Source organism: Sorangium sp. So ce145 (assembly GCF_051525985.1).
GTDB lineage: Bacteria > Myxococcota_A > Polyangia > Polyangiales > Polyangiaceae > Sorangium > Sorangium cellulosum_B.
On the sequence record NZ_CP150315.1, the window covers coordinates 9,020,727 to 9,041,124 of the forward strand.

The 20,398-nt window shown below is 70.4% G+C and carries 18 protein-coding genes; 16 read left to right on the forward strand and 2 right to left on the reverse strand.

Going from position 1 to position 20,398, the window contains the following annotated elements; translation table 11 throughout:
* The first annotated feature begins 9 nt into the window (after nucleotides 1-9).
* The 10 genes from ureG (at nucleotide 10) to WMF34_RS33495 (ending at nucleotide 12,516) form a co-directional block, all read left to right on the forward strand.
* Complete coding sequence (gene ureG, locus WMF34_RS33450; RefSeq protein WP_437990352.1) at nucleotides 10-924, forward strand: urease accessory protein UreG; 915 nt, start codon at nucleotides 10-12, stop codon at nucleotides 922-924.
* Nucleotides 925-1,242: 318 nt separating this feature from the next.
* Complete coding sequence (locus WMF34_RS33455; protein ID WP_012239170.1) at nucleotides 1,243-2,103, forward strand: response regulator; 861 nt, start codon at nucleotides 1,243-1,245, stop codon at nucleotides 2,101-2,103.
* Nucleotides 2,104-2,242: 139 nt separating this feature from the next.
* Nucleotides 2,243-2,938: a succinate dehydrogenase cytochrome b subunit gene (locus WMF34_RS33460; RefSeq protein WP_437990353.1), complete on the forward strand. Its 696-nt coding sequence runs from the start codon at nucleotides 2,243-2,245 to the stop codon at nucleotides 2,936-2,938.
* Nucleotides 2,939-2,957: 19 nt separating this feature from the next.
* Entirely contained in the window at nucleotides 2,958-4,871 is a 1,914-nt protein-coding gene (locus WMF34_RS33465; protein WP_012239172.1) for a fumarate reductase/succinate dehydrogenase flavoprotein subunit, read from the forward strand.
* Nucleotides 4,871-5,644: a succinate dehydrogenase/fumarate reductase iron-sulfur subunit gene (locus tag WMF34_RS33470; protein ID WP_012239173.1), complete on the forward strand. Its 774-nt coding sequence runs from the start codon at nucleotides 4,871-4,873 to the stop codon at nucleotides 5,642-5,644. Before WMF34_RS33465 ends, WMF34_RS33470 begins: the two co-directional genes overlap by 1 nt.
* Before the next feature lie 1,170 nt (nucleotides 5,645-6,814).
* A complete protein-coding gene (locus WMF34_RS33475; protein WP_012239174.1) occupies nucleotides 6,815-7,597 on the forward strand; it encodes a DUF5995 family protein in 783 nt (260 codons plus the stop codon).
* A 47-nt stretch (nucleotides 7,598-7,644) separates the two neighbouring features.
* Nucleotides 7,645-8,700, forward strand: coding sequence for a protein-methionine-sulfoxide reductase catalytic subunit MsrP (msrP, locus tag WMF34_RS33480; RefSeq protein WP_437990354.1), 1,056 nt, complete (start codon nucleotides 7,645-7,647; stop codon nucleotides 8,698-8,700).
* A gap of 2 nt (nucleotides 8,701-8,702) precedes the next feature.
* Complete coding sequence (locus WMF34_RS33485) at nucleotides 8,703-9,362, forward strand: sulfite oxidase heme-binding subunit YedZ (protein ID WP_012239176.1); 660 nt, start codon at nucleotides 8,703-8,705, stop codon at nucleotides 9,360-9,362.
* A gap of 108 nt (nucleotides 9,363-9,470) precedes the next feature.
* A complete protein-coding gene (locus WMF34_RS33490) occupies nucleotides 9,471-10,976 on the forward strand; it encodes a hypothetical protein (RefSeq protein ID WP_437990355.1) in 1,506 nt (501 codons plus the stop codon).
* Between the two features lie 199 nt (nucleotides 10,977-11,175).
* Nucleotides 11,176-12,516: an IS4 family transposase gene (locus tag WMF34_RS33495; RefSeq protein WP_012237105.1), complete on the forward strand. Its 1,341-nt coding sequence runs from the start codon at nucleotides 11,176-11,178 to the stop codon at nucleotides 12,514-12,516.
* A 75-nt stretch (nucleotides 12,517-12,591) separates the two neighbouring features.
* Here the strand turns inward: WMF34_RS33495 and WMF34_RS33500 are convergent, their stop codons facing one another.
* Together WMF34_RS33500 and gor are read right to left on the reverse strand one after the other, a co-directional pair.
* Nucleotides 12,592-13,182: a DUF420 domain-containing protein gene (locus WMF34_RS33500; protein ID WP_012239178.1), complete on the reverse strand. Its 591-nt coding sequence runs from the start codon at nucleotides 13,180-13,182 to the stop codon at nucleotides 12,592-12,594.
* 158 nt (nucleotides 13,183-13,340) lie between these two features.
* Nucleotides 13,341-14,768 (reverse strand): glutathione-disulfide reductase, encoded by a 1,428-nt coding sequence (gene gor / locus WMF34_RS33505; RefSeq protein ID WP_437990356.1) that lies wholly within the window; start codon nucleotides 14,766-14,768, stop codon nucleotides 13,341-13,343.
* 123 nt (nucleotides 14,769-14,891) lie between these two features.
* Between gor and WMF34_RS33510 the strand changes: the two genes are divergently transcribed.
* From WMF34_RS33510 to WMF34_RS33535, 6 genes are all read left to right on the forward strand, one after another.
* The gene (locus tag WMF34_RS33510; protein ID WP_044969702.1) at nucleotides 14,892-15,926 is read left to right on the forward strand and encodes a lysylphosphatidylglycerol synthase domain-containing protein; all 1,035 of its coding nucleotides are present in this window, start codon (nucleotides 14,892-14,894) and stop codon (nucleotides 15,924-15,926) included.
* 336 nt (nucleotides 15,927-16,262) lie between these two features.
* Complete coding sequence (locus WMF34_RS33515; RefSeq protein ID WP_012239181.1) at nucleotides 16,263-17,069, forward strand: acyltransferase; 807 nt, start codon at nucleotides 16,263-16,265, stop codon at nucleotides 17,067-17,069.
* 15 nt (nucleotides 17,070-17,084) lie between these two features.
* Complete coding sequence (locus tag WMF34_RS33520) at nucleotides 17,085-17,315, forward strand: acyl carrier protein (RefSeq protein ID WP_012239182.1); 231 nt, start codon at nucleotides 17,085-17,087, stop codon at nucleotides 17,313-17,315.
* Complete coding sequence (locus WMF34_RS33525) at nucleotides 17,312-18,487, forward strand: hypothetical protein (protein WP_012239183.1); 1,176 nt, start codon at nucleotides 17,312-17,314, stop codon at nucleotides 18,485-18,487. The genes WMF34_RS33520 and WMF34_RS33525 overlap by 4 nt, the downstream gene beginning before the upstream one ends.
* A 70-nt stretch (nucleotides 18,488-18,557) precedes the next feature.
* Nucleotides 18,558-19,517, forward strand: a complete 960-nt coding sequence (locus WMF34_RS33530) for a GNAT family N-acetyltransferase (RefSeq protein WP_012239184.1) — start codon at nucleotides 18,558-18,560, stop codon at nucleotides 19,515-19,517.
* A gap of 118 nt (nucleotides 19,518-19,635) precedes the next feature.
* Complete coding sequence (locus WMF34_RS33535) at nucleotides 19,636-20,349, forward strand: pirin family protein (protein WP_044966415.1); 714 nt, start codon at nucleotides 19,636-19,638, stop codon at nucleotides 20,347-20,349.
* Nucleotides 20,350-20,398: the final 49 nt, after the last annotated feature.

Sequence of the window (20,398 nt, forward strand, 5' to 3'; positions counted from 1 at the left end):
GGTGACAGCATGCACGACCCCGGCGAGCACGGGCACGGGCGCCACGACCACGACCACGACCACGTTCACGACCACGACCACGACCACGACCACGTTCACGGGGGCGGCCACAGGCACGCGCACGAGCACGAGCACGAGCACGCGCACGCGCACGCGCACGCGCACGAGCACGGGCACGCGCACGAGCACGGGCACGCGCACGCGCACGCACACGAGCACGCGCACGGGCACACGCACGAGCACTGGGCGCATCCGGGGCTCTTCAGCGAGCGGGACGCGCCGAAGGACCGCGATTTCTCGGCGCGCGCGTTCACGGTGGGGATCGGGGGGCCCGTCGGCAGCGGCAAGACGGCGCTCGTGCTCGCGCTCTGCCGCGCGCTGCGCGACAGGATGCCGCTCGGCGTCGTCACGAACGACATCTTCACCCAGGAGGACGCCGAGTTCCTGCACCGCAACAAGGCGCTGCCGCCGGAGCGCATCCGCGCGGTGGAGACCGGGGGCTGCCCGCACGCGGCGATCCGCGAGGACATCAGCCACAACCTCGTCGCGCTCGACGACCTCATGGATCACGTCGCGCCCGCGCTCCTCATCGTCGAGAGCGGCGGCGACAACCTCGCCGCCCAGTACAGCCGGGAGCTCGTCGACTACACGATCTACGTGATCGACGTCGCCGGCGGCGACAAGGTGCCACGCAAGGGCGGACCGGGCATCACGCAGTCGGATCTGCTCGTCATCAACAAGACCGATCTCGCTCCGCACGTCGGCGCCGACCTCGGCGTCATGGAGCGGGACGCCCGGAGGATGCGGGGCGACGGGCCGTTCCTGTTCGCGCAGTGCAACCGGAGCCAAGGAGTCCCCGAGATCATTGACCACATCCTCTCCGCCATGCGCCGCGCGACCACCACGGCGCCTCCCGCGAAATAGGCCTCTATCGCGCGCCTGCCGCTGCGAGAAGCGCTCACGCTCCACAGGAGTCGGCATACCGGAGCACATCTGCGCCGGACGCGCGGCGCCGCACCCTGTTAAAGGAGGACCGCGGCAACGCCGCTTCGACTTCCGTTTCGCTGGAATACCGGTTCTATTGGACCGTAGGCGGACTTCGGACGGGTGGTAGAGGGCGGAGAGGGCTCCGCCGGGCGGCGCGACTTCCACCACGACCGCCGCGATCGCCACGCGATCACGGCAGCGCCGGATGGCGAGGCGGCGCGGCGCACCCGTCGTAGACCAGAGGAGGAGGCATCAGTGAGCCACGCCCGACCCCATGTGCTGGTGGTGGACGCCGAGAAGAGGGTCCTCGACAGGCTCGCGCTCGAGCTGCACCAGGGCGGCTTCGACGTCACCTGCGCCGAGAGCGGGCTCGCGGCGATCGAGCTCGTCAAGGCGCGCCGCTTCGACCTCGTGGTCGCCGATGTGGGGGCGCTCGGCAGGGAGGGCGGCGGGACGATCGCCGCGCTCAAGGCGCTCGGCCCGGACCTCGAGATCATCGTCGGCGCCCCGTGCTCGAGCGCGCAGGCCGCCGTGGAGTGCATCGAGCACGGCGCCTACGACATGCTGGAGAAGCCCTACGACATCGACGACCTGAAGCGGCTGCTCGAGGCGGCGATGCTGCGCACTCACCTCGACGCCGTGGCGGCCGTCCACCAGGCGAGCGCCGCCCTCGTCGCGTCCCTCTCGCGGGACGACTTCCCCGAGCGCGCCGTGGATCTCGCGGCGAAGGTCGTCTATACGACCGGCGCGGCGCTCTCGCTGGCGCTCGATCAAGGGGCCGCCCTGTACCAGGCGGCCTCCGGCGCCGAGGTGTCCGCGGCGTTCATCGCTCGGCTCGCCGGGCGCATCGAGGGTGCGCTCGCGCCGGTCCGCCTGTCCGCGGACGACGCGCCCGATCTGCTCTGCACCGCAGAGGGCGATCGCTTCGGCGCCGCCATCGTCGCGCCGCTCCGCCTGGGCGAGAGCTCGTTTGGCGGCCTCGTGGTGCTCCGCGACGAGCGCCTGCCTGCGTTCACCAGCCAGGAGGAGCAGGCCATCGGCATCTTCGCGATTGAGCTCGCGCTCGCCTTTTACGGCCACAAGGTACGGCGCTCGCTCGGCCCCTGCGCCGCCTGACGCGCGCGGGATGGATGATGAGGCGCGCGGCGCGCTCGTCCGCGCCGAGATCTGCGGCGAGCGCCCGCAAATTCTTCGGCGATCGAGCTCAAGATTCCCTCTGGCGAACGCGTTCGCACCCCACTAAAGGAGGGGAGCGATGAGCCCCACCGCTGCACCATCGACTCTCCCCGCCAGGGCCCAGCGCGCCGCGACCTTCTACCGGGACCTCGTCGGCAAGAAGATCGCGATGGCGCTGAGCGGCGTCATCTTCTTCGGCTTCGTGATCGGCCACATGACCGGCAACCTGCAGGTCTTCCTCGGCCGGGAGAAGATCAACGACTATGCCGCCTTCCTCCACGGGACGCCCTCCCTGCTCTGGGGGACGCGGATCGTCCTCCTCGCCGCCCTCATCGTCCACGTCTACACGGGCGTGACGCTCGCGCAGCACAGCCGCGCTGCCCGGCCGGTCCCCTACCAGGTGAAGGGACAGCGGCACCCGAACGTCGCCGCGCGGACGATGCTGCTGAGCGGCGGCGTCCTCGCCGCCTTCATCGTCTATCACCTGCTCCACCTGACGACGGGCACCCTGCACCCCGACTTCGTGCCGCTCGACGCCTACGACAACGTCGTGAAGGGCTTCAGCTCGGCGCCCGCGGCGATTGCCTACGTCGTGGCGATGGGCCTGCTCGCGCTGCACCTCTACCACGGCGCGTGGAGCATGTTCCAGTCGGTGGGCTTCAGCCATCCGCGCTACACGCCGGCGCTCAAGAAGCTCGCGGCCGCGTCGTCGATCCTGCTCTTCGTCGGCTTCTCATCCGTCCCGCTGGCCGTCCTGTTCGGCATCGTCCGCTGAGCCCGGAGCCTCCGTCATCATGCAGCTCAATGCGAAGATCCCCGAAGGTCCCATCGAGAAGAAGTGGGACCAGCACCGCTTCAACCTGAAGCTCGTCAACCCGGCGAACAAGCGGAAGTACACGGTCCTCGTCGTCGGCACCGGCCTCGCCGGCGGCGCGGCGAGCGCGACGCTGGCCGAGCTCGGCTACAACGTGAAGAGCTTCTGTTTCCAGGACTCTCCGCGCCGCGCCCACAGCATCGCCGCGCAGGGCGGCATCAACGCCGCGAAGAACTACCAGAACGACGGCGACAGCATCTACCGCCTCTTCTACGACACCGTGAAGGGCGGCGACTACCGCGCGCGCGAGGCCAACGTGTACCGGCTCGCGCAGATCAGCGTGAACATCATCGACCAGTGCGCCGCGCAGGGCGTGCCGTTCGCGCGCGAGTACGGCGGCGTGCTCGCGAACCGCTCCTTCGGCGGGGCGCAGGTGTCGCGCACGTTCTACGCGCGCGGCCAGACGGGGCAGCAGCTCCTCCTCGGCGCCTACCAGGCCCTCGAGCGGCAGATCGGCCTCGGCAAGGTGAAGATGTACCCGCGCACCGAGATGCTCGACCTCATCGTCATCGACGGCAAGGCGCGCGGCCTCATCACCCGCAACCTGATCACCGGCGCGCTCGAGACGCACCTCGGCGACGCGGTCGTCCTCGCGTCGGGCGGCTACGGCAACGTCTTCTTCCTCTCGACGAACGCGAAGGGGTCGAACACCACGGCCATCTGGCGGGCCCACAAGCGGGGCGCGCTCTTCGGCAACCCCTGCTTCACGCAGATCCACCCGACGTGCATCCCGGTCTCGGGCGACTACCAGTCGAAGCTGACGCTCATGAGCGAGTCGCTCCGCAACGACGGCCGCATCTGGGTGCCCGCGAACCCGGGCGACACGCGCCCGCCGGAGCTCATCCCCGACGGCGAGCGTGACTATTACCTCGAGCGCCGCTATCCGAGCTTCGGCAACCTCGTGCCGCGCGACGTCGCGTCGCGCGCGGCGAAGGCGGTATGCGACGAGGGCCGCGGCGTGGGGCCGACGCGGCTCGGCGTGTACCTCGACTTCTCGGACGCCATCCGGCGCCTCGGCAAGCCGGCCATCGCCGAGCGTTATGGCAACCTCTTCGACATGTACGAGCGCATCACCGGCGACGACCCGTACAGCGTCCCGATGCGCATCTATCCGGCCATCCACTACACGATGGGCGGGCTCTGGGTCGACTACAACCTGATGAGCACGATCCCCGGCCTGTACGTGCTCGGCGAGGCGAACTTCTCCGACCACGGCGCGAACCGGCTCGGGGCGAGCGCGCTGATGCAGGGCCTGGCGGACGGGTACTTCATCATCCCCTACACCATCGGCGATTACCTCGCGTCGACGAAGCTCGAGCGGGTCGACGACCTCCACCCCGCCGTGAGGGACGCCGAGCGCGACGCGAGCGCGCGGCTGAACAAGCTGCTCGGCGCGAACGGCTCGCGCACGGCCGACTCGTTCCACCGCGAGCTCGGCAAGATCATGTGGGAGCAGTGCGGGATGGCGCGCAACGCGGCCGGGCTCAAGGGCGCGCTCGCGCGGATCCCGGAGCTCCGCGAGCAGTTCCACCGCGACGTCCGCGTCTCGGGGACGGGCACCGGCCTGAACCAGGAGCTCGAGAAGGCGGCGCGCGTCGCCGACTTCTTCGAGCTGGCGGAGCTCATGTGTCGTGACGCGCTCGACAGGGAGGAGTCGTGCGGCGGGCACTTCCGCGAGGAGCACCAGACGCCCGAGGGCGAGGCGAAGCGCGACGACGACCGCTTCTCCTATGTCGCCGCCTGGGCATGGCGAGGCGAAGGTCAGGCCCAGGAGCTCCACAAGGAGCCGCTCCAGTTCAACGAGGTTCACCCTACGCAGCGGAGTTACAAATAATGCGCCTCACCCTCCATGTCTGGCGGCAGAAGGGCAAGTACGAAGCGGGCCGGTTCGTCACGTACGAGGTGCCCGACGTCAGCGAGCACATGTCCTTCCTCGAGATGCTCGACGTGCTCAATCAGCGGCTCATCCTCAAGGGTGAGGAGCCAATCGCGTTCGATCACGACTGTCGCGAGGGCATCTGCGGCATGTGCGGCTTCATGATCAACGGCCAGGCGCACGGCCCCCTCCGTGGGACGACCGTGTGTCAGCTGCACATGCGTCACTACAAGGACGGCGACGTGCTGTGGCTCGAGCCGTGGCGGGCGCAGGCGTTCCCGGTGGTGAGCGACCTCGCGGTGGACCGCAGCGCGTTCGACCGGATCATCGCGTCGGGCGGCTTCGTCTCGGTGTCGACGGGCAGCGCGCCGGACGCGAACGCGATCCCGGTGCCGAAGGTGGTCGCCGAGCGCGCCATGGACGCGGCGGCGTGCATCGGCTGCGGCGCCTGCGTCGCATCTTGTCCGAACGCGTCCGCCTCTCTCTTCACCGCGGCGAAGCTCACGCACCTGAACCTCCTGCCGCAGGGCGAGCCGGAGCGCGATCAGCGGAGCCTCAACATGGTCGCCCAGATGCGCGTCGAGGGCTTCGGCCACTGCACGAACGTCGGCGAGTGCGAGGCGGTCTGCCCGAAGGAGATCCCCCTCGACATGATCGCGAAGATGAACCGCGACTACCTGCGCGCGACGCTCGTCCACCGCGACGTGCAGGCCAAGGGCGGCACCGGCTGAGGCGCCGCACCGCCGGCCTCACCCGAGGCCGGCGGCGCTTCCTCTCCCTCCTCCCCTCTCCTCGACAGCGAACGCTCTCCTCCCGCACGTCATGAACGGCGGCGCTCCGTCGCCGTCACCCCGCCGCCAAGGCGGGCGCGCCCCGGATTGAGCACCGGCTCGCCGCCCGATGCCCCGCGCCGAGGGGTGCGCCTGTGGCCCGCGGGGTCAGGCTGGCCCTTCGGCCCATCACCGCCCGTACGGCCTGCCCCCGGTGCCTGCAGGCGCAGGCTGCAGCGCCTCGGCGCGAGGCCCACCCGAGCAGGGCCCCGCGGCATGACAGGCGAGCCCTGGTGCCGCGGGTGCGCCAGCACGATCCCGACGGCCGCCACCGGTGTGGCACGAGGCCGCCGTCATCCCCCTTTTTCGTACAATTTTTCACCAAAACCACAAGATTTTGCAGGCCGCCTGTGGAAAACAGACCGGGAGTTTCCTGATCATCGACTCAGGTACTTCCTAAACAATCTTCACATCACGAGCCCCAACCGTACAGTCAACGTGGGATAAGCACTCGGCATGTTTCGAGAACATCTCGTCGCGACTCGCGCCCATGCCAGTGGGGGCTTTTCGAGTGTGACGAGCCGTCGCTCCAGTAGCAGCGCAACCGCGAAGATGCCGTGGCGCTCTCCCGCGCCGCAATGAAACGTGTCAGGGTCAACAGGCACTTGTTCGAGGTCACGAGTTGGAATAACCTCGAAATTGTCCTGAACGGGATCAGGCGTCATAAGACAATTGTGGTCACCCCACACCATGTCGTAGACTAGGTCGAACTTAGAGCGCCGCAGCGAGGGGGGGGCATCCCGCGGCGAGCGCGTCGAGGATCGCATCGAGTATCGCTCTTCTGCGGAAGCCGGTTCGAGGGGAGGGCCGGCAGGAGGAGAAGCCAGAGGCAACGGCCGCGGCGACCTTTCTCCCGGCGGGTCAGGAGATCCGCTTTCCACATGGGAACGACGCGCACCGGGACCGCAAACCAGACCGACCGGGGCCGGGCAGATCGCCTGACGGCGCCCTGCTGCACCGTTCGTGCTGCGCGTCGCCGGCGCGCGCCGGGGCCTGCGAGGCTGGTCGGATGCGGGAGTTCGAACATCAGACAGGTCTCTTGGACGAGCGAAGAAGTAGGAGGGGAACTTCATGAGGTGCTGCATCGACGGCCTTAATCTGCATCCGACGAGCGTCCACGATGCTGCCGTTGCTCTCGATACCGTGACGGATCGGCTCCTCGCCGCGGGGGATCGGCGAGCGGCATTCACCGACGTCTACGGTATCGTCACGCGCGCGGTCGCGGCGCAGGTCGAGCGACGCGATGGCATGTTCCTCGAGCCGGCGTGGATCTCGCGCCTCGCGGGCCGGTTCTGCGAGCGTTACCTCGAGACGCTCGGCTGGTACGATCGGGGCGCGGCGCAGGACTGCGGCGCCTGGCACATCGCGTACGCGAGCACGGCGTCGCGGTTCACGCCCCCCGTGCAGAACGCGCTGCTGGGCTTCAGCGCCCACATCAACTACGACCTGATCTTCGGGATCCACGCGACGATCGTCGAGTTCGGGCACGGCGCCGACCGGGCGATGCTCGCGCGGCTCAAGCACGATCACGATCAGATCAATTCGCTGCTCCGCGCCTCGGTCATCGAGGCGCTCGCGCGCCTCGCCGCGCGGCACGGCTGCCCCCTCAGCGCGTTCTTCCTGGAGACCGCGCCGGAGGTCGCGGTCTGGGTGTCGATGGAGATGCTCTCGCGGTGGCGCGAGCGGGTCTGGGACGACGTCCTGGCGCTCCTCGCCGCGCGCGGCGGGAGCGAGCGGGCGGCGCTCTCCCGCGGGATCGAGCGGCGCTCCACGCGCATCGCCCAGATGCTCGCGCTGCCCTCGCTCCACCAGGCGCCTCACACGGCGCTCCGCCTCCTGTCAAGGGCCGCGTGATCGCGGCCGACCGCAACCGGAGCCTCGCCCGATCGTAGAATGGGGGCATGAGCAAGCTGCCCAAGGAGCCGCCCGCCGGCGAGATCACCCCTCCAGCGCTCTACCTGCGGCGGCGCGAGCTCCTCAAGAACGCGGCGCTCTTCGCCGGCACCGCGTCGGCCATCGGCGGCGGCCTCGTCTGGCTCACGGGCGGAGCGGCGCGCCTCTCGGCGGCCGGCGCCCCCGGCGGCGAGGCCACGCCGCTCGGCAGCGCGGCCGCGCCGCCCGGCAGCGCTGGCGCGCTGCCAGGGCCGCAGGCCGCCGGCGCGTCGTCCTCCGGGACGAGCTCGAGAGACCCGTTCGTTACCGACGAAGCGCGGACCTCCTACGAGGACATCGTTTCGTACAACAATTTCTACGAGCTCGGCCTGAGCAAGTCGGAGCCGGCCCAGAACGCCGGCCGGCTCAGGCTCCGCCCCTGGGCCATCGCGTGCGAGGGAGAGGTGAAGAAGCCCGAGGTCATCGACCTCGACACCCTCCTCCGATGGTTTCCCCTGGAGGAGCGCGTCTATCGAATGCGCTGCGTCGAGGCGTGGTCGATGGTGATCCCCTGGCTCGGGTTCCCGCTCGGCGCGCTGCTCAGGCGCCTCGAGCCGACCTCTCGCGCCCGGTACGTCCAGTTCACCACGCTGCTCGATCGAGAGCAGCTGCCCGGCCAGCGGAGCGACGTGCTCGAGTGGCCTTACGTCGAGGGGCTCCGGATCGACGAGGCCATGCACCCTCTCACGATTTTGGCCGTGGGCCTCTACGGCAAATCGCTGCTCGGCCAGAACGGAGCGCCCGTTCGCCTGGTGGTGCCGTGGAAGTACGGCTTCAAGGGGTGCAAATCGATCGTCAGCATCAAGCTCACCGAGCGGCAGCCGGCGACGAGCTGGAGCCGCGCCGCGCCGGACGAGTATGGGTTCTATGCGAACGTGAACCCCGCGGTGGATCACCCGCGCTGGAGCCAGGCGACGGAGCGGAGGATCGGTGAGCTGCGCCGCCGTCCCACGCTGCCATTCAACGGCTATGCGGAGGAGGTCGCCGGCCTCTACAGCGGGATGGACCTGCGGGAGAGCTTCTGACGATGCGCGCGCCAGCGAGGACGATCTCGCCGCCGCGCGCTGCCGGCGCCGGCGTGCCGGCTGGCCGGAAGCTCGGCTGGCTCCCGCCCGCGGTCGTCGCCGGCGGGCTGATCCCGCTGGTCGTGCTCGGACTGCGCGCCGGGGCCGGGGCGCTCGGCCCGGACCCCGTCGCCGAGGCGCTGAACCAGCTCGGCCTGCTCGCGCTCGTGCTGCTCGTCGCCTCGCTGGCGGCGACGCCGCTCAAGCTCGTGTCGGGCTGGACCTTTCCGCTGCGTATCCGCAAGGCGCTCGGGCTGCTCGCGTTCTTCTACGCGTGCGCCCACTTCCTGACGTATGCGATCGTCGATCAGGGCCTCGACGTGCGCGCGATCGTCGAGGACATCACGGAGCGCCCCTTCCTCCTCGCCGGCTTCGTCGCGCTCCTCGTGCTCGTCCCGCTCGCGGCGACGTCGACCGCGCGCATGCTGAAGCGCCTCGGCGCCGCGCGATGGAAGCGCCTGCACCGCCTCGCCTACGCCGCCGCCGTGCTCGGGATCGTGCACTTCTTCCTCCGCGTGAAGAAGGACGCGACGGAGCCGATGATCTACGCGGCGCTGCTCGCGCTCCTCTTCGCCGTGCGCATCGCGAGCGCCGTCCTGCACAGACGCGCGGCGCCGCGCTGAGGCGCCAACATCGCGCCGCCGCGCCGCCGCCGCGCGGCGAACCTGCCGCGCGGCGACGCGCGTTCGGATACCATGGGGCTTCGGCGTGGAACGCGTGAGGACGGCGTCATGAGGCTCTTCACCATCGGGGACAGCATCTCTCAGGGCTTCATGTCGCTCGGCGCGGCGCGCACCCAGCTCGCCTACTCCACGTGGATCGCGCGTGCGCTCGGCGTCGACGTCGGCGACGCGCTGTCGAGCCCGGCGTACCGCGTGCCCGACTACCCGGCCCACGGGCTGCTGCTCGATCTGGAGGTGGTGCTCCGCCGCCTCCAGCTCGCCTTCGGCACCACGATCGACAGGCTCGAGTGGGCCGCCGTCCTCCTGGAGATCAACCGCGTGCTCGACGTGGCCGAGGAGTACTACGAGCGCGGCGAGGGGGCCGGCCGCTACCGCGGCGGGAGCGTGCCCTGGTTCCACAACGTCTCGGTGTACGGCTTCGACGTGGCCGACGCGTGGCTCGTGACCCCGCGGCTCTGCAGGGAGCGGATCGCGGCGGCGCCCGGCGCCAGGGACGGCTTTTTCCAGGGGCCCAACGCGGCGTTCTACCGGACCGCGCTCCGCGTCCTCAACCCGTCGAGGGACGAGCGCCTCGACGGGTACAGCCAGCTCGACTGGCTCGGCCACCACGCGCGCGGCGAGGGCGTCGAGAACCTCCTGCTCTGGCTCGGCCCCAACAACGCGGTCGGCTCGGCGATCCTCCTCAGCGTCGCGGCGACCGAGGACAGGCCCGAGCGGCGGCCGGTCTCGCTCAGCTTCGACGAGCGGACCCGGGCGCAGTGGAACCTCTGGATGCCCGACGACTTCGTCGCCGAGTACGGCGAGCTGCTCGACCGGGTCGACACCCTGATGCGGCGCAACGAGAGCCCGGGCTGGCGGGTGTTCGTGGCCAACGTGCCTCACGTGACGATCGTGCCGATCGCCACGGGCGTCGGCGACCCGCTGCCCGGCCTCCCGCGCTACTACCCGTATTACACCTATCCCCCGCTCGCTCGGGGCACCCGCCTGATCGAGGCGGGCGCGCCGCACCTCACCGCGGCGGACGCGCGGCGCATCGACGAGACGGTCGACGCCTGCAACGCGCGGCTCGTCCGGCTCATTGAGGAGAGGAACGCCCGCCACCGCACGCCCCGGTATCACCTCGTCGACGTCTCCGGCGGCCTGGATCGGCTCGCGTACCGGCGCACCGGCGGCGAGCCGTCGTACGAGTTCCCCGCGTACTTCGCGGCCAACGTCGCGCCGCCGATGGACACCCGCTTCTACCACGTCGATCGCGCCGGGCGCCGCAAGGCCGGCGGCATCGTGAGCCTCGACGGCGTTCACCCGAGCGCCATCGGCCAGGGCCTCCTCGCCCACGAGTTCCTCAAGGTCATGAAGGAGGCCGGCGTCCCTGGCGCCGACCCGGACCGCCTGCCGTGGCCCAGCATCGTGGCGAGCGACACGCTCTACCAGGACCCGATCCCGCTGATGGAGGAGATCTACCAGTACGAGGAGCTCTCGTACGCCGTGCTCTCGGCCTACCGGTACGTCTTCGGAGGGCTCCAGGGGCGCCGCGGCAGCATCAAGGACTTCTAGAGCGGTTCCACCCGCCCCTGGAGCGTCGCAGAGCGGCGGTCACCCGCACAGGAGACGGGCCCAGATCGGCGTTTTCGGCGCGCAAGCGCACTCCAGTCTCAAGATCCTACACATCTCGCTTGATGTGTGCTGGGCGACGTGATCAAAGCTGCGGATGGGTTCACCTGCAGCAGAGCACGCAGCGGCACTCGCCGAGGAGATGAGCGACGCGCACTTCGGCGATGCGCGGCTTTCGAAGCGCCAGACCAAGCTGGTGCAGAAGCTGGCGCAGGCGCCGGACAAGAGCTTCCCCTCGCTCTTGTCCGACAGCGAGCTGGAGGCGGCGTACCGTTTCTTCGGCAACGACGCCGTCACGCCCGCGGCGATTCTGGCTCCGCATGTGCGCGCCACCCTCGCGCGCATGGAGGCCGAGCCGGTCGTGCTCGCCATCCATGACACCACGACCCTTTCCTTCCGCTCGGACGGCCAGCGGCAGGGGCTCGGACGGCTGCGCTCCTCGGGGCAGACGTTCTTCGCCCACTTCACGCTGGCGGTCAGCGGCGATGGAACGCGCCGCCCGCTCGGCGTGCTCGATCTGAGCACGCACGTGCGCGACGACGGCACGACGGACAACGAGCACGACCGCTGGGGAGAGCAGGTGGAGCGAGTCGCGGTCTTGGGCGCTGCGCCGCACGATGTGGTGCACGTCATGGACCGCGAAGGCGACGACTACGGCCTGTTCGCGCAGCTTCTGAGCGCAGGGCATCGGTTCGTGATTCGGCTCGCGCACAATCGCCTCGTCGAGGCTGACGCCCTCGGAGCGGAGGCCAAGCTCGAGCAGGCGCTCGCGCATGTTCAAGCGGTGGCCGTGCGCGAGGTAGAGCTTTCGCCGCGGCCGGCAGGCAATCGCAGCCCTCAACAGAAACGGCTGCATCCTCCGCGTGCAGGACGCTTGGCCAAGCTCGCCCTTGGAAGCACGCGCGTGACCCTGCGGCGACCGAGATCCCAGCCGCGCGAGCTGCCTGCGACGCTCTCGTTGCGGGTCGTACGCGTCTGGGAGATCGAGCCGCCGCCGGGCGAAGCGCCGGTCGAGTGGGTGCTGCTCACGAGCGAGCCGGTCGAGTCCGTCGAGCAGCTGACGCAGCTGGTCGACTGGTACCGGGCGCGCTGGATGGTGGAGGAGCTCTTCAAGGCCCTGAAGACCGGATGCGCCTACGAGAAGCGCCAGATCGAGGACCTGCACGGCCTGCGCAACGTGCTGGCGCTCTTCGCGCCCATCGCCTGGCAGCTATTGCTGCTGCGCAGCGAGGCTCGGCGCGCTCCGGAGCAGCCCGCGACCGCCGTGCTCACGCCCACCCAGCTCGAGGTGCTGCGGGTCTTCGCGCGCAAGCCCCTGCCCGAGAACGCCACGGCCCGCGATGCCTTCCTGGCGATCGCCGGGCTCGGCGGACACCTCCGGCGAAACGGCGAGCCCGGCTGGCAGACCTTGGGCCGTGGCTACGAGCAGCTGCTCACCCTCGTCCAGGGCTGGAGCGCCGCGAGGGAGGTGGGGAAAATATGATCAATCCTGAGACTCCAGTGCGCTGAGCACCGAAAACGTCGAGGTGGGCCCGTATCCGAAGCGGGTGACCGCCGCTCACGGCACTGCCGGCGTGCTGCCGCGCAGCATGAAAAAGATGAGCACCCCCGTTACGGAGACGTAGAGCCAGAGGGGCAGCGTCACCCGCGCGACCTTGGCGTGCTTCGCGAAATTCGCCTTGTAGGCGAAGTAGAACGACGTCAGCGCGAGCGGCACGATGCCCGCCGAGAGCACGATGTGCGAGATGAGGACGGCGAAGTAGACGGCGCGCAGCGGACCGGTGCCCTGGTACTTCGTGTCGCCGTGGACGAAGTGATAGGCGAGGTAGCCGACGAGGAACAGCGACGAGGCGGCGAACGCCGAGACCATCAGGTACTTGTGCACGACCATCGCGCGGCGCTTGATCGCGATCCAGCCCGCGACGAGGAGCGTGGCGGCCGTCGCGTTCAAGGCGGCGTTCAGCGGCGGCATGAAGCGGAGATCCGCGCCGCCCGCGCCCCGCCGGATGATGAGGATGTAAGCGAGGAACGCCAGCGCGGCCGCGGAGAGCACGGCATTGAAGGCGTAGAACGATCGGTCGCTGGTGCGGGCGAGCAGGCCGACCGGCTTCAAGTGGCTCGAGGCGTGGGACGACATCGCGCGGTCCATACCAGAGGAGCGCGCCGAGCGCGAACGCGAGCGAGCAAGCTCGGATCAGCGAACGGAAGCGGACGGAAGCGGACGGAAGCGGACGGGGACGACCGCCAGCGCTCGCCGACGGACCGAAGCGGACGGGCGCGGACGGCGCCGCCCCGCGTGACGCCGGGCTACGCGGAGCTCGGCGCGATCCCCATCGGCGTGGGGCTGCGATCCGCGTTCCGCAGCGGCTCGCGCATGGTCACGAACTCCTCGGCAGCGGTCGGGTGGACGCCGATCGTCGCGTCGAACTGCGCCTTGGTCGCGCCGCACTTCAGCGCGACGGCGAACCCCTGGACGATCTCGCCGGCGTCGGGCCCGACCATGTGGACGCCGAGCACCCGGTCGGTCGCGCGGTCGACGACGAGCTTCATCATCGTCTTCTCCTCGCGCCCGGAGAGGGTGTGCTTGAGCGCGCGGAAGGTCGAGAGGTAGATGGCGACGTCGTGGCGCTCTCGCGCCTGCGCCTCGGACAGGCCGACGGTGCCGACGCTCGGCTGGCTGAAGACGGCGGTCGGGATGCCGGCGTAGTCCACGCGCGCGCGCTCGCCGCGGAAGAGCGTCTTCACGAGCGCCATCGCCTCGGCGATGGCCACGGGCGTGAGCTGCACGCGCGAGATCACGTCGCCGAGCGCATAGATGGACGGGACCGACGTCTGGAATGCGTCGTCCACCACGACCGCGCCCTCCTCGTCGAGCTTCACCCCGACCTCCTCGAGGCCGAGCCCCTTGGTCTTCGGCAGGCGCCCCGTCGCGTACAGCACGCAGTCGGCCGCGAGCTCGGTGCCGTCGGCGAGCGTCGCGACGAGCGCGTCGCCCTGCCGCGCGAGGCTCTCGACGCTCGCGCCCAGGCGGAGGTCGAGCCCCTTCTTCTGGATCTCGGCGGCCAGGAACGCCCGGATGTCGTCGTCGAAGCCGCGCAGGAGGTGCAGGCCGCGGTGGATCAGCGACACCTTGGCCCCGAGGCCGTGCAGGATGCCGGCGAGCTCGACCGCGATGTAGCCGCCCCCGACGATGACCGCCCGCCGCGGCATCGTCTGAAAGTGGAACAGGTCGTCGGAGGTGACGGCGAGCTCGCGCCCGGGGAGATCGGGGATCCACGGGTAGCTGCCGGTCGCGACGAGGATCCGCTCGGCGGTGATCCTGACGCCGTCGATCTCGACGGCGTGGGGATCGACGACCCGGGCGTGCCCCCGCCGGACGTCGGCGCCCGAGTTCTTCAGGAGCCGCTCGTAGACGCCGTTCAGGCGCTCGATCTCCTTGTCCTTGTTGCGGAGGAGCGTCGGCCAGTCGAACGACGGGCCGGCGTGCCCGTTCCCGCTGGCGCCGTGGCCGGGCACCGTCCAGCCGTAGCCGGCGGCGTCCTCGAAGTCCTCGGCGTAGTGCGAGGCGTAGACGAGGAGCTTCTTCGGGATGCACCCCAGGTTGACGCAGGTGCCGCCGAGGTGGCGCGACTCGGCGACGGCGACCCGGGCGCCGTAGGAAGCGGCCATGCGGGCTGCGCGCACGCCGCCGGAGCCGGCGCCGATGACGAACAGATCGTAATCGTACTTGGACATGGCGGACGACTATGCCCCATGTGGGGCGCGGTCGCCGCGCGCCGTGCGGTCGCGCGCGACGGGCTCCGCTCCCTCCGGCTTCGGCTCGGCCACCGGCGCGGGGATTCTGCTACGGTCCCGCCGTTGCGCTCCTCGACCCACACGGGAACCTTCGCCGACGCTCCGTCACCACGCCCGCGCCCGCGCGACGGCGACCTAGAGGAGCGTCCCGCGCCGCGCCTCGCGGGGCGCGCGCGCCGCGCCCTGCCCTTCGCGCTGGCGGCAGCGCTCGTCGCGTTCGTCCTCGGTCGGCTCGACTTCGACGCCTTCCGCGCCGCCCTGTCGCGCGTCGACGCCCCGCTCTTCGTCGCCTTCGCCGCCCTCTTCGTGCTCGCGCTCCTCGGCGCCGACACGTTCGCGACCGTCCTCGTCTACCGCCGCCTGATCGCGCCCGTCGCCTTCCGCGATTTCCTCGTGCTCCGCGGCGCCTCCTACCTCCCGTCGCTGCTCAACCACCACGTCGGTCAGGCCTTCATCACGGTCTTCCTCGCGCGCGTGCACGCCGTGCCGCTCGCGCGCGTCGCCGGCGCGACGCTCGTCGTGTACGCGTCGTGGCTCGGCTGCCTGCTCCTCCTCGCCGCCGTCGCCGTGCCCGCGAACGGCGGGCCGCTCGCCGGGTCCGCCCTGCTCCTCGCGGCGGGCGCGCTCTACCTCGCGATCCTCGCGCTGCGCCCCGCCCGGCTCGCCCGCGCGAAGCTCCTCGCCCCGCTCTTCGAGGCGGGCGTGCGCGGCCACCTCGTCGCCCTCGCCGCGCGCATCCCGCATCTCCTCGTCCTGTTCGCCGGCACCTGGCTCCCCTTCTGGTTCTTCGACGTGCGCGTTCCTCTCGGAGCCGCCCTCACGTACATCCCGATCCTGATGGTGGCGGTGACGCTCCCCATCACGCCGCAGGGCTTCGGCACGCGCGACGTGCTCGCCGCCGCGCTCTTCGAGGGCTTCGCGGCCGGCGCGACGCGCGACGCACGCCTGGCCGCCATCGCCGCCTCGACGACGACGTGGGCCGTGGCGCTCACCCTCGTCGAGGCCGCGCTCGGCCTGGCCCTGCTCCGGGGCGTTTTGCCCCATATGGAGGCAAAGCGCCCCACGGACGCTCCCCCGTCCGGCCATGACGCGGCGTAACGCGGCTCGCCGTCACGTTATTTCAAAATCTTGCAACCAGGCTACTCGCCAACGTCGATTGGCGCATCGTTTGCCATGGAGCAGAAGAGCGGCGGAGAGCGGCGGAAGAGCGGCGGAGAGCGGCGGAAGAGCAGCCAAACAGAGGCCCAGCAGAAACCCGGCAGAGACCAAAGAGGCCCTGCGGAGGCCGAAGAGAGATAGGTCGGCCAGGAGCAGGTTCGGCGTGGCGAGTTTCGGGTTATAGTCTCCGGCCCCCTGGCGTTCGTTTCGTCCTTCTGGCCGCGTGCGACCCGCTGAACATCGCAGACTGGACCAGTCCGCGCCGAGCGACCCTCTATGAAGAATCTGGTTCGTTTCCTCGCCTCCTCCGATCACGACGTCGCCCGCGCCCTGCGCCACGTGCGCCGGCAGGTCCGCAGCTTCACCCTGCCCGCGCCGCGGCCGCTCGTGGTCCCGATGCGCATGGCGTTCGAGGCTGCGCGCGAGGTGTATTATTTCGGTGCGCGTGTGCTCGTCTGCGAGCCGCATTTCAAGTCGCACTGCGCGCAGTACGGCAAGGGTGTCCGGACGGGGACCTTCATCCACTTCATCAATGGGCGGGGCGACATCATCCTCGGTGACAACGTGGTGCTCGACGGCAAGACCGACTTCATCTTCGCCGCGCGGTTCTGCGACCGCCCCACGCTGCGGATCGGCGACAACACCGGGATCGGGCACGGCTGCCGGATCGTCGTCGGCAAGTCGGTCACCATCGGCAAGCACTGCATGATCGCGGCGGGCGTCTTCATCCTCGACTCGAGCGGCCACCCGAGCGATCCAGAGGCCCGGAGGCGGGGCCTGCCTCCCTCGGACGCCGAGGTGCGGCCGGTCGTCATCGAGGACAACGTCTGGCTCGGGACCCGGTCCACGATCTTCCCGGGGGTCACGGTGGGCGAGGGCAGCGTGGTGTCGGCGGGATCCATCGTGATGGCCGATGTCCCTCCGTACACCGTCGTCGCTGGCAATCCGGCCCGGCGGGTGGCATCACTCCGGACCGAGCCGCCGCCGCCTCCCGCGCCCGCGGCGGACCGCGCCGATGCGAGCGCGAGGAGGCACGGCGCGGACGACGCTGCGCGTCGCTCGGGCTCTGACAGCGCATCTTAACCCTGGAGTTCTTTCATGATGATCGAGGTGGAGAAGGTGATCGATGTCATCGTCACGGTCGGCCGCTTGCCCGCCGCGATCAAGCCCGATGACGACATCTACGACGCGGGGTTCTCCTCGGTTCGAGCGCTCCAGCTGCTCACCGAGCTGGAGGACCGGTTCAACGTGGCGCTGCCCGACGACCGGTTCAGCGTCGCCCGCACGCCGCGCGCGCTGAGCTCCCTCATCCAGGAGCTCGCGCCGTGAGGAGGGTCGTCACCGTCGAGCTCGCGGCGCCTGCGACCGAGATGGCGCAGGAGGAGATTCCCAAGCAGATCGCCTTTCTCTCGAAGGAGATCGCGAACATCCGCTTCGTCCGCGAGGGCGCCGCGCTGGAGTTCGAGGCCCCCGAGGAGCGCGCGGCCGACCTCGCGAAGGCGGCGGAGGGCCTCGCGCGCACCATGCAGCGCAGCCTGCGCCAGCTCACGCGGAAGCTCGTGTACCGCAGCCCGGCGTGTGATCGGGTGGAGTTCCGGGGCGGCGCGCTCCCCGCAGGGATCACGCAGATGGGCCAGGGCCAGGTCGCCCTCGAGGGCATCCCGCTGCGGCTCTACCGCTACTTCGATCGCTCGCTGGAGGCGCTCGGCGCGCCGTTCTCGCCGAGCCCGATCCTGGTGCCGACGTTGATCCCGGCGGCGACGCTGGCGAAATGCGACTACTTCCGCTCGTTCCCGCACATCGTCACGTTCACGTGCCACCTGCCGGAGGACATGCCGCTCATCGAGGATTTCCGGGCGCGGCATCAGGACCGGGACACGCTCGACGAGCGCGCGCTGAGCGACATGGCGCCGCCGGAGGTGTGCCTCTCGCCGGCGGTCTGTTACCACGTGTACGCGGCGAACCGGGGCCGGGTGCTGCCGGCTGGCGGCGCGCGCTACGCCCTCGCGGGCCGCTGCTTCCGCTACGAGTCGAGCAAGATGGTCGACCTGCGGCGGCTCTGGGAGTTCACGATGCGGGAGATCGTCTTCCTCGGGTCGCGGGAGAACGTCCTCGCGCTGCGCGAGCAGGGGAACGAGATCGTGGCGCGCTACCTCGACGAGCACCGGCTCGCCGGCGAGATCCGGACGGCGAGCGACCCGTTCTTCATCGCGCCGGACGCGGCCGCCAAGACGTACTTCCAGATCAGCAGCGAGACGAAATACGAGATCTCGTTGATGCTCCCGGAGGGCGAGCGCGTGGCGGCCGGCTCGCTGAACTACCATACCGACTTCTTCGGCCGCGCGTTCAGCTGCGATGTCGAGGGCGCGGGCCCGATGCACAGCGTGTGCATCGCGTTCGGCCTGGAGCGGTGGGTCTACGCGTTCCTGGCCCAGCACGGCGGCGATCCGGCCGGCTGGCCCGATGTCGTGCGGCGCGCTCCCGAAATGGCAACCCTGTAGAGCGGCGCATCGCCGCTCCGCCGCTTGCTCGCAGTTCCGTTTCCCGGGGGATGTGAGAGGCATCGCGTCCATGAAGTTCGAGCGCGTCGATCCGGTCGCGGCGGCGGAGGAGGCCAGCTTCGTCCTGCGCGAGGCGTGGCCTCCGCCGACCCTCCATTACACGGCCGGCTACCTGAGATGGCAGTTCGGCTTCCCCGGCCCGTCGCCGCAGGCCGTGCTCGCGCGAAAGGGCGGCGAGCCGGCCGGCTTCATCGGCGTCGCGCCGCGCCGCTTCCGGTTCCGGGGCGCCACGTCGGAGGGATATGTCCTCTCGTTCGTGAGCGTGCGGCCGAAGTTCCAGGGGCAAGGGCTGGCGAGCCGGCTGTACACGGAGCTCCTCGCCGGCCTCCGGACGACCCGCCTGCCCATCGCGGTGTTCGTGGAGGCGCGGTCCGCGCCCGCGCAGCGCGTGCTCTTCAAGGCGGTGGCGGCGGTGGGTCTCGAGCTGAAGCAGCTCACCACGTGCCGGAACCACGGCTTTCTCCCCCGGGCGAGCGCCGCGCCGCCGCGGGCCGTGGCCGCGCCGGCATCGGCCGTGCAGGACGTGCTCGCCGTGATGGCGGCGTGCAGCGGCGAGCGCGTGTTGTGGTCGGCGCCCGACGCGGCGCACCTCGAGCACGCCCTCCGCGATCCACGGCCGCGCCGGCTGTTGCTCGTCGAGGAGGCGGGCCAGGCCGTCGGCGCCGCGGTGGTGTTCCTGTCGGAGATCGCGACCGCCCGGGGGATCGACCGCGTGGCGACGCTCGGCGCGCTCTTCCTGCCGGAGCCGACCGCCGATCGGCTCGCGGCGGTGATGCGCGCGGCGTCGGAGGCTTTCGGCGGAAAGACGACCGCACCGACGGTGAGCGCGCCGAACCTGGCGATCGTCCCCCAGGACCAGCTCAGGCCGGCCGGCGTGCGCGCGACGGCCGCGACCTTCGACGCGTTCGTGATCCACCCGAAGGGCGGGCCCTGGCTGGACGCCGAGACGACCAACCTCGAGGTCGTCTGACGCGACCGTGTCCCAGGGGCATCCATCTACGTCGTAGATGGTTCCCATCAGAACAATGCCGATTCACAAGATGGATCGGCGGGCGCATGCTGAGTTCATGGCCAACAGCACTTCTTCGATGGTGATCCGGCGCTCTGGCGAGCGGGGCTATGCCGACCACGGGTGGCTGCAGTCGTTCCACACGTTCTCGTTCGCCGACTACCAGGATCCGGAGCACATGGGCTTCCGTGCGCTGCGGGTCATCAACGACGACCGCGTCGCCCCGTCGCGGGGGTTCGGGATGCACCCGCACCAGAACATGGAGATCGTCACCTATGTCCTGGAGGGGGAGCTCGCGCACAAGGACAGCATGGGGAACGGGTCGATCATCCGCCCTGGCGAGGTCCAGCGCATGTCGGCGGGGACGGGCGTGTACCACAGCGAGCACAACACCTCGAAGGCGGGCGCGACCCACCTGCTGCAGATCTGGATCGTGCCCGATCGGCGCGGGTATACGCCGAGCTACGAGCAGAAGGCGTTCTCGAAGGAAGAGCGCCAGGGCAAGCTGCGGCTCGTCGCCTCGCAGGACGGGCGCGAGGGCTCGGTCACGGTCCACCAGGACGTGAGCCTGTTCGCGGGGCTCTTCGGGCAAGGCGAAGAGGCGCGCTACGAGCTCCCGGCCGGCCGAAACGCCTGGGTCCACGTCGCGCGCGGGAGCGTCGAGCTGAACGGGACGCTGCTCGAGGCCGGCGACGCGGCGGCCATCGGCGCCCCCGGCGCGGGAGGAGCAGGTCAGTCGCTCCACCTCGTCGGGAAGGGCGCGGGCGAGGTGCTGCTGTTCGACCTCGCCTGAGGGGCGGCGCTCGCGCGCTCCGCTCGCCGGAAGCTCGATGGGACAGAGG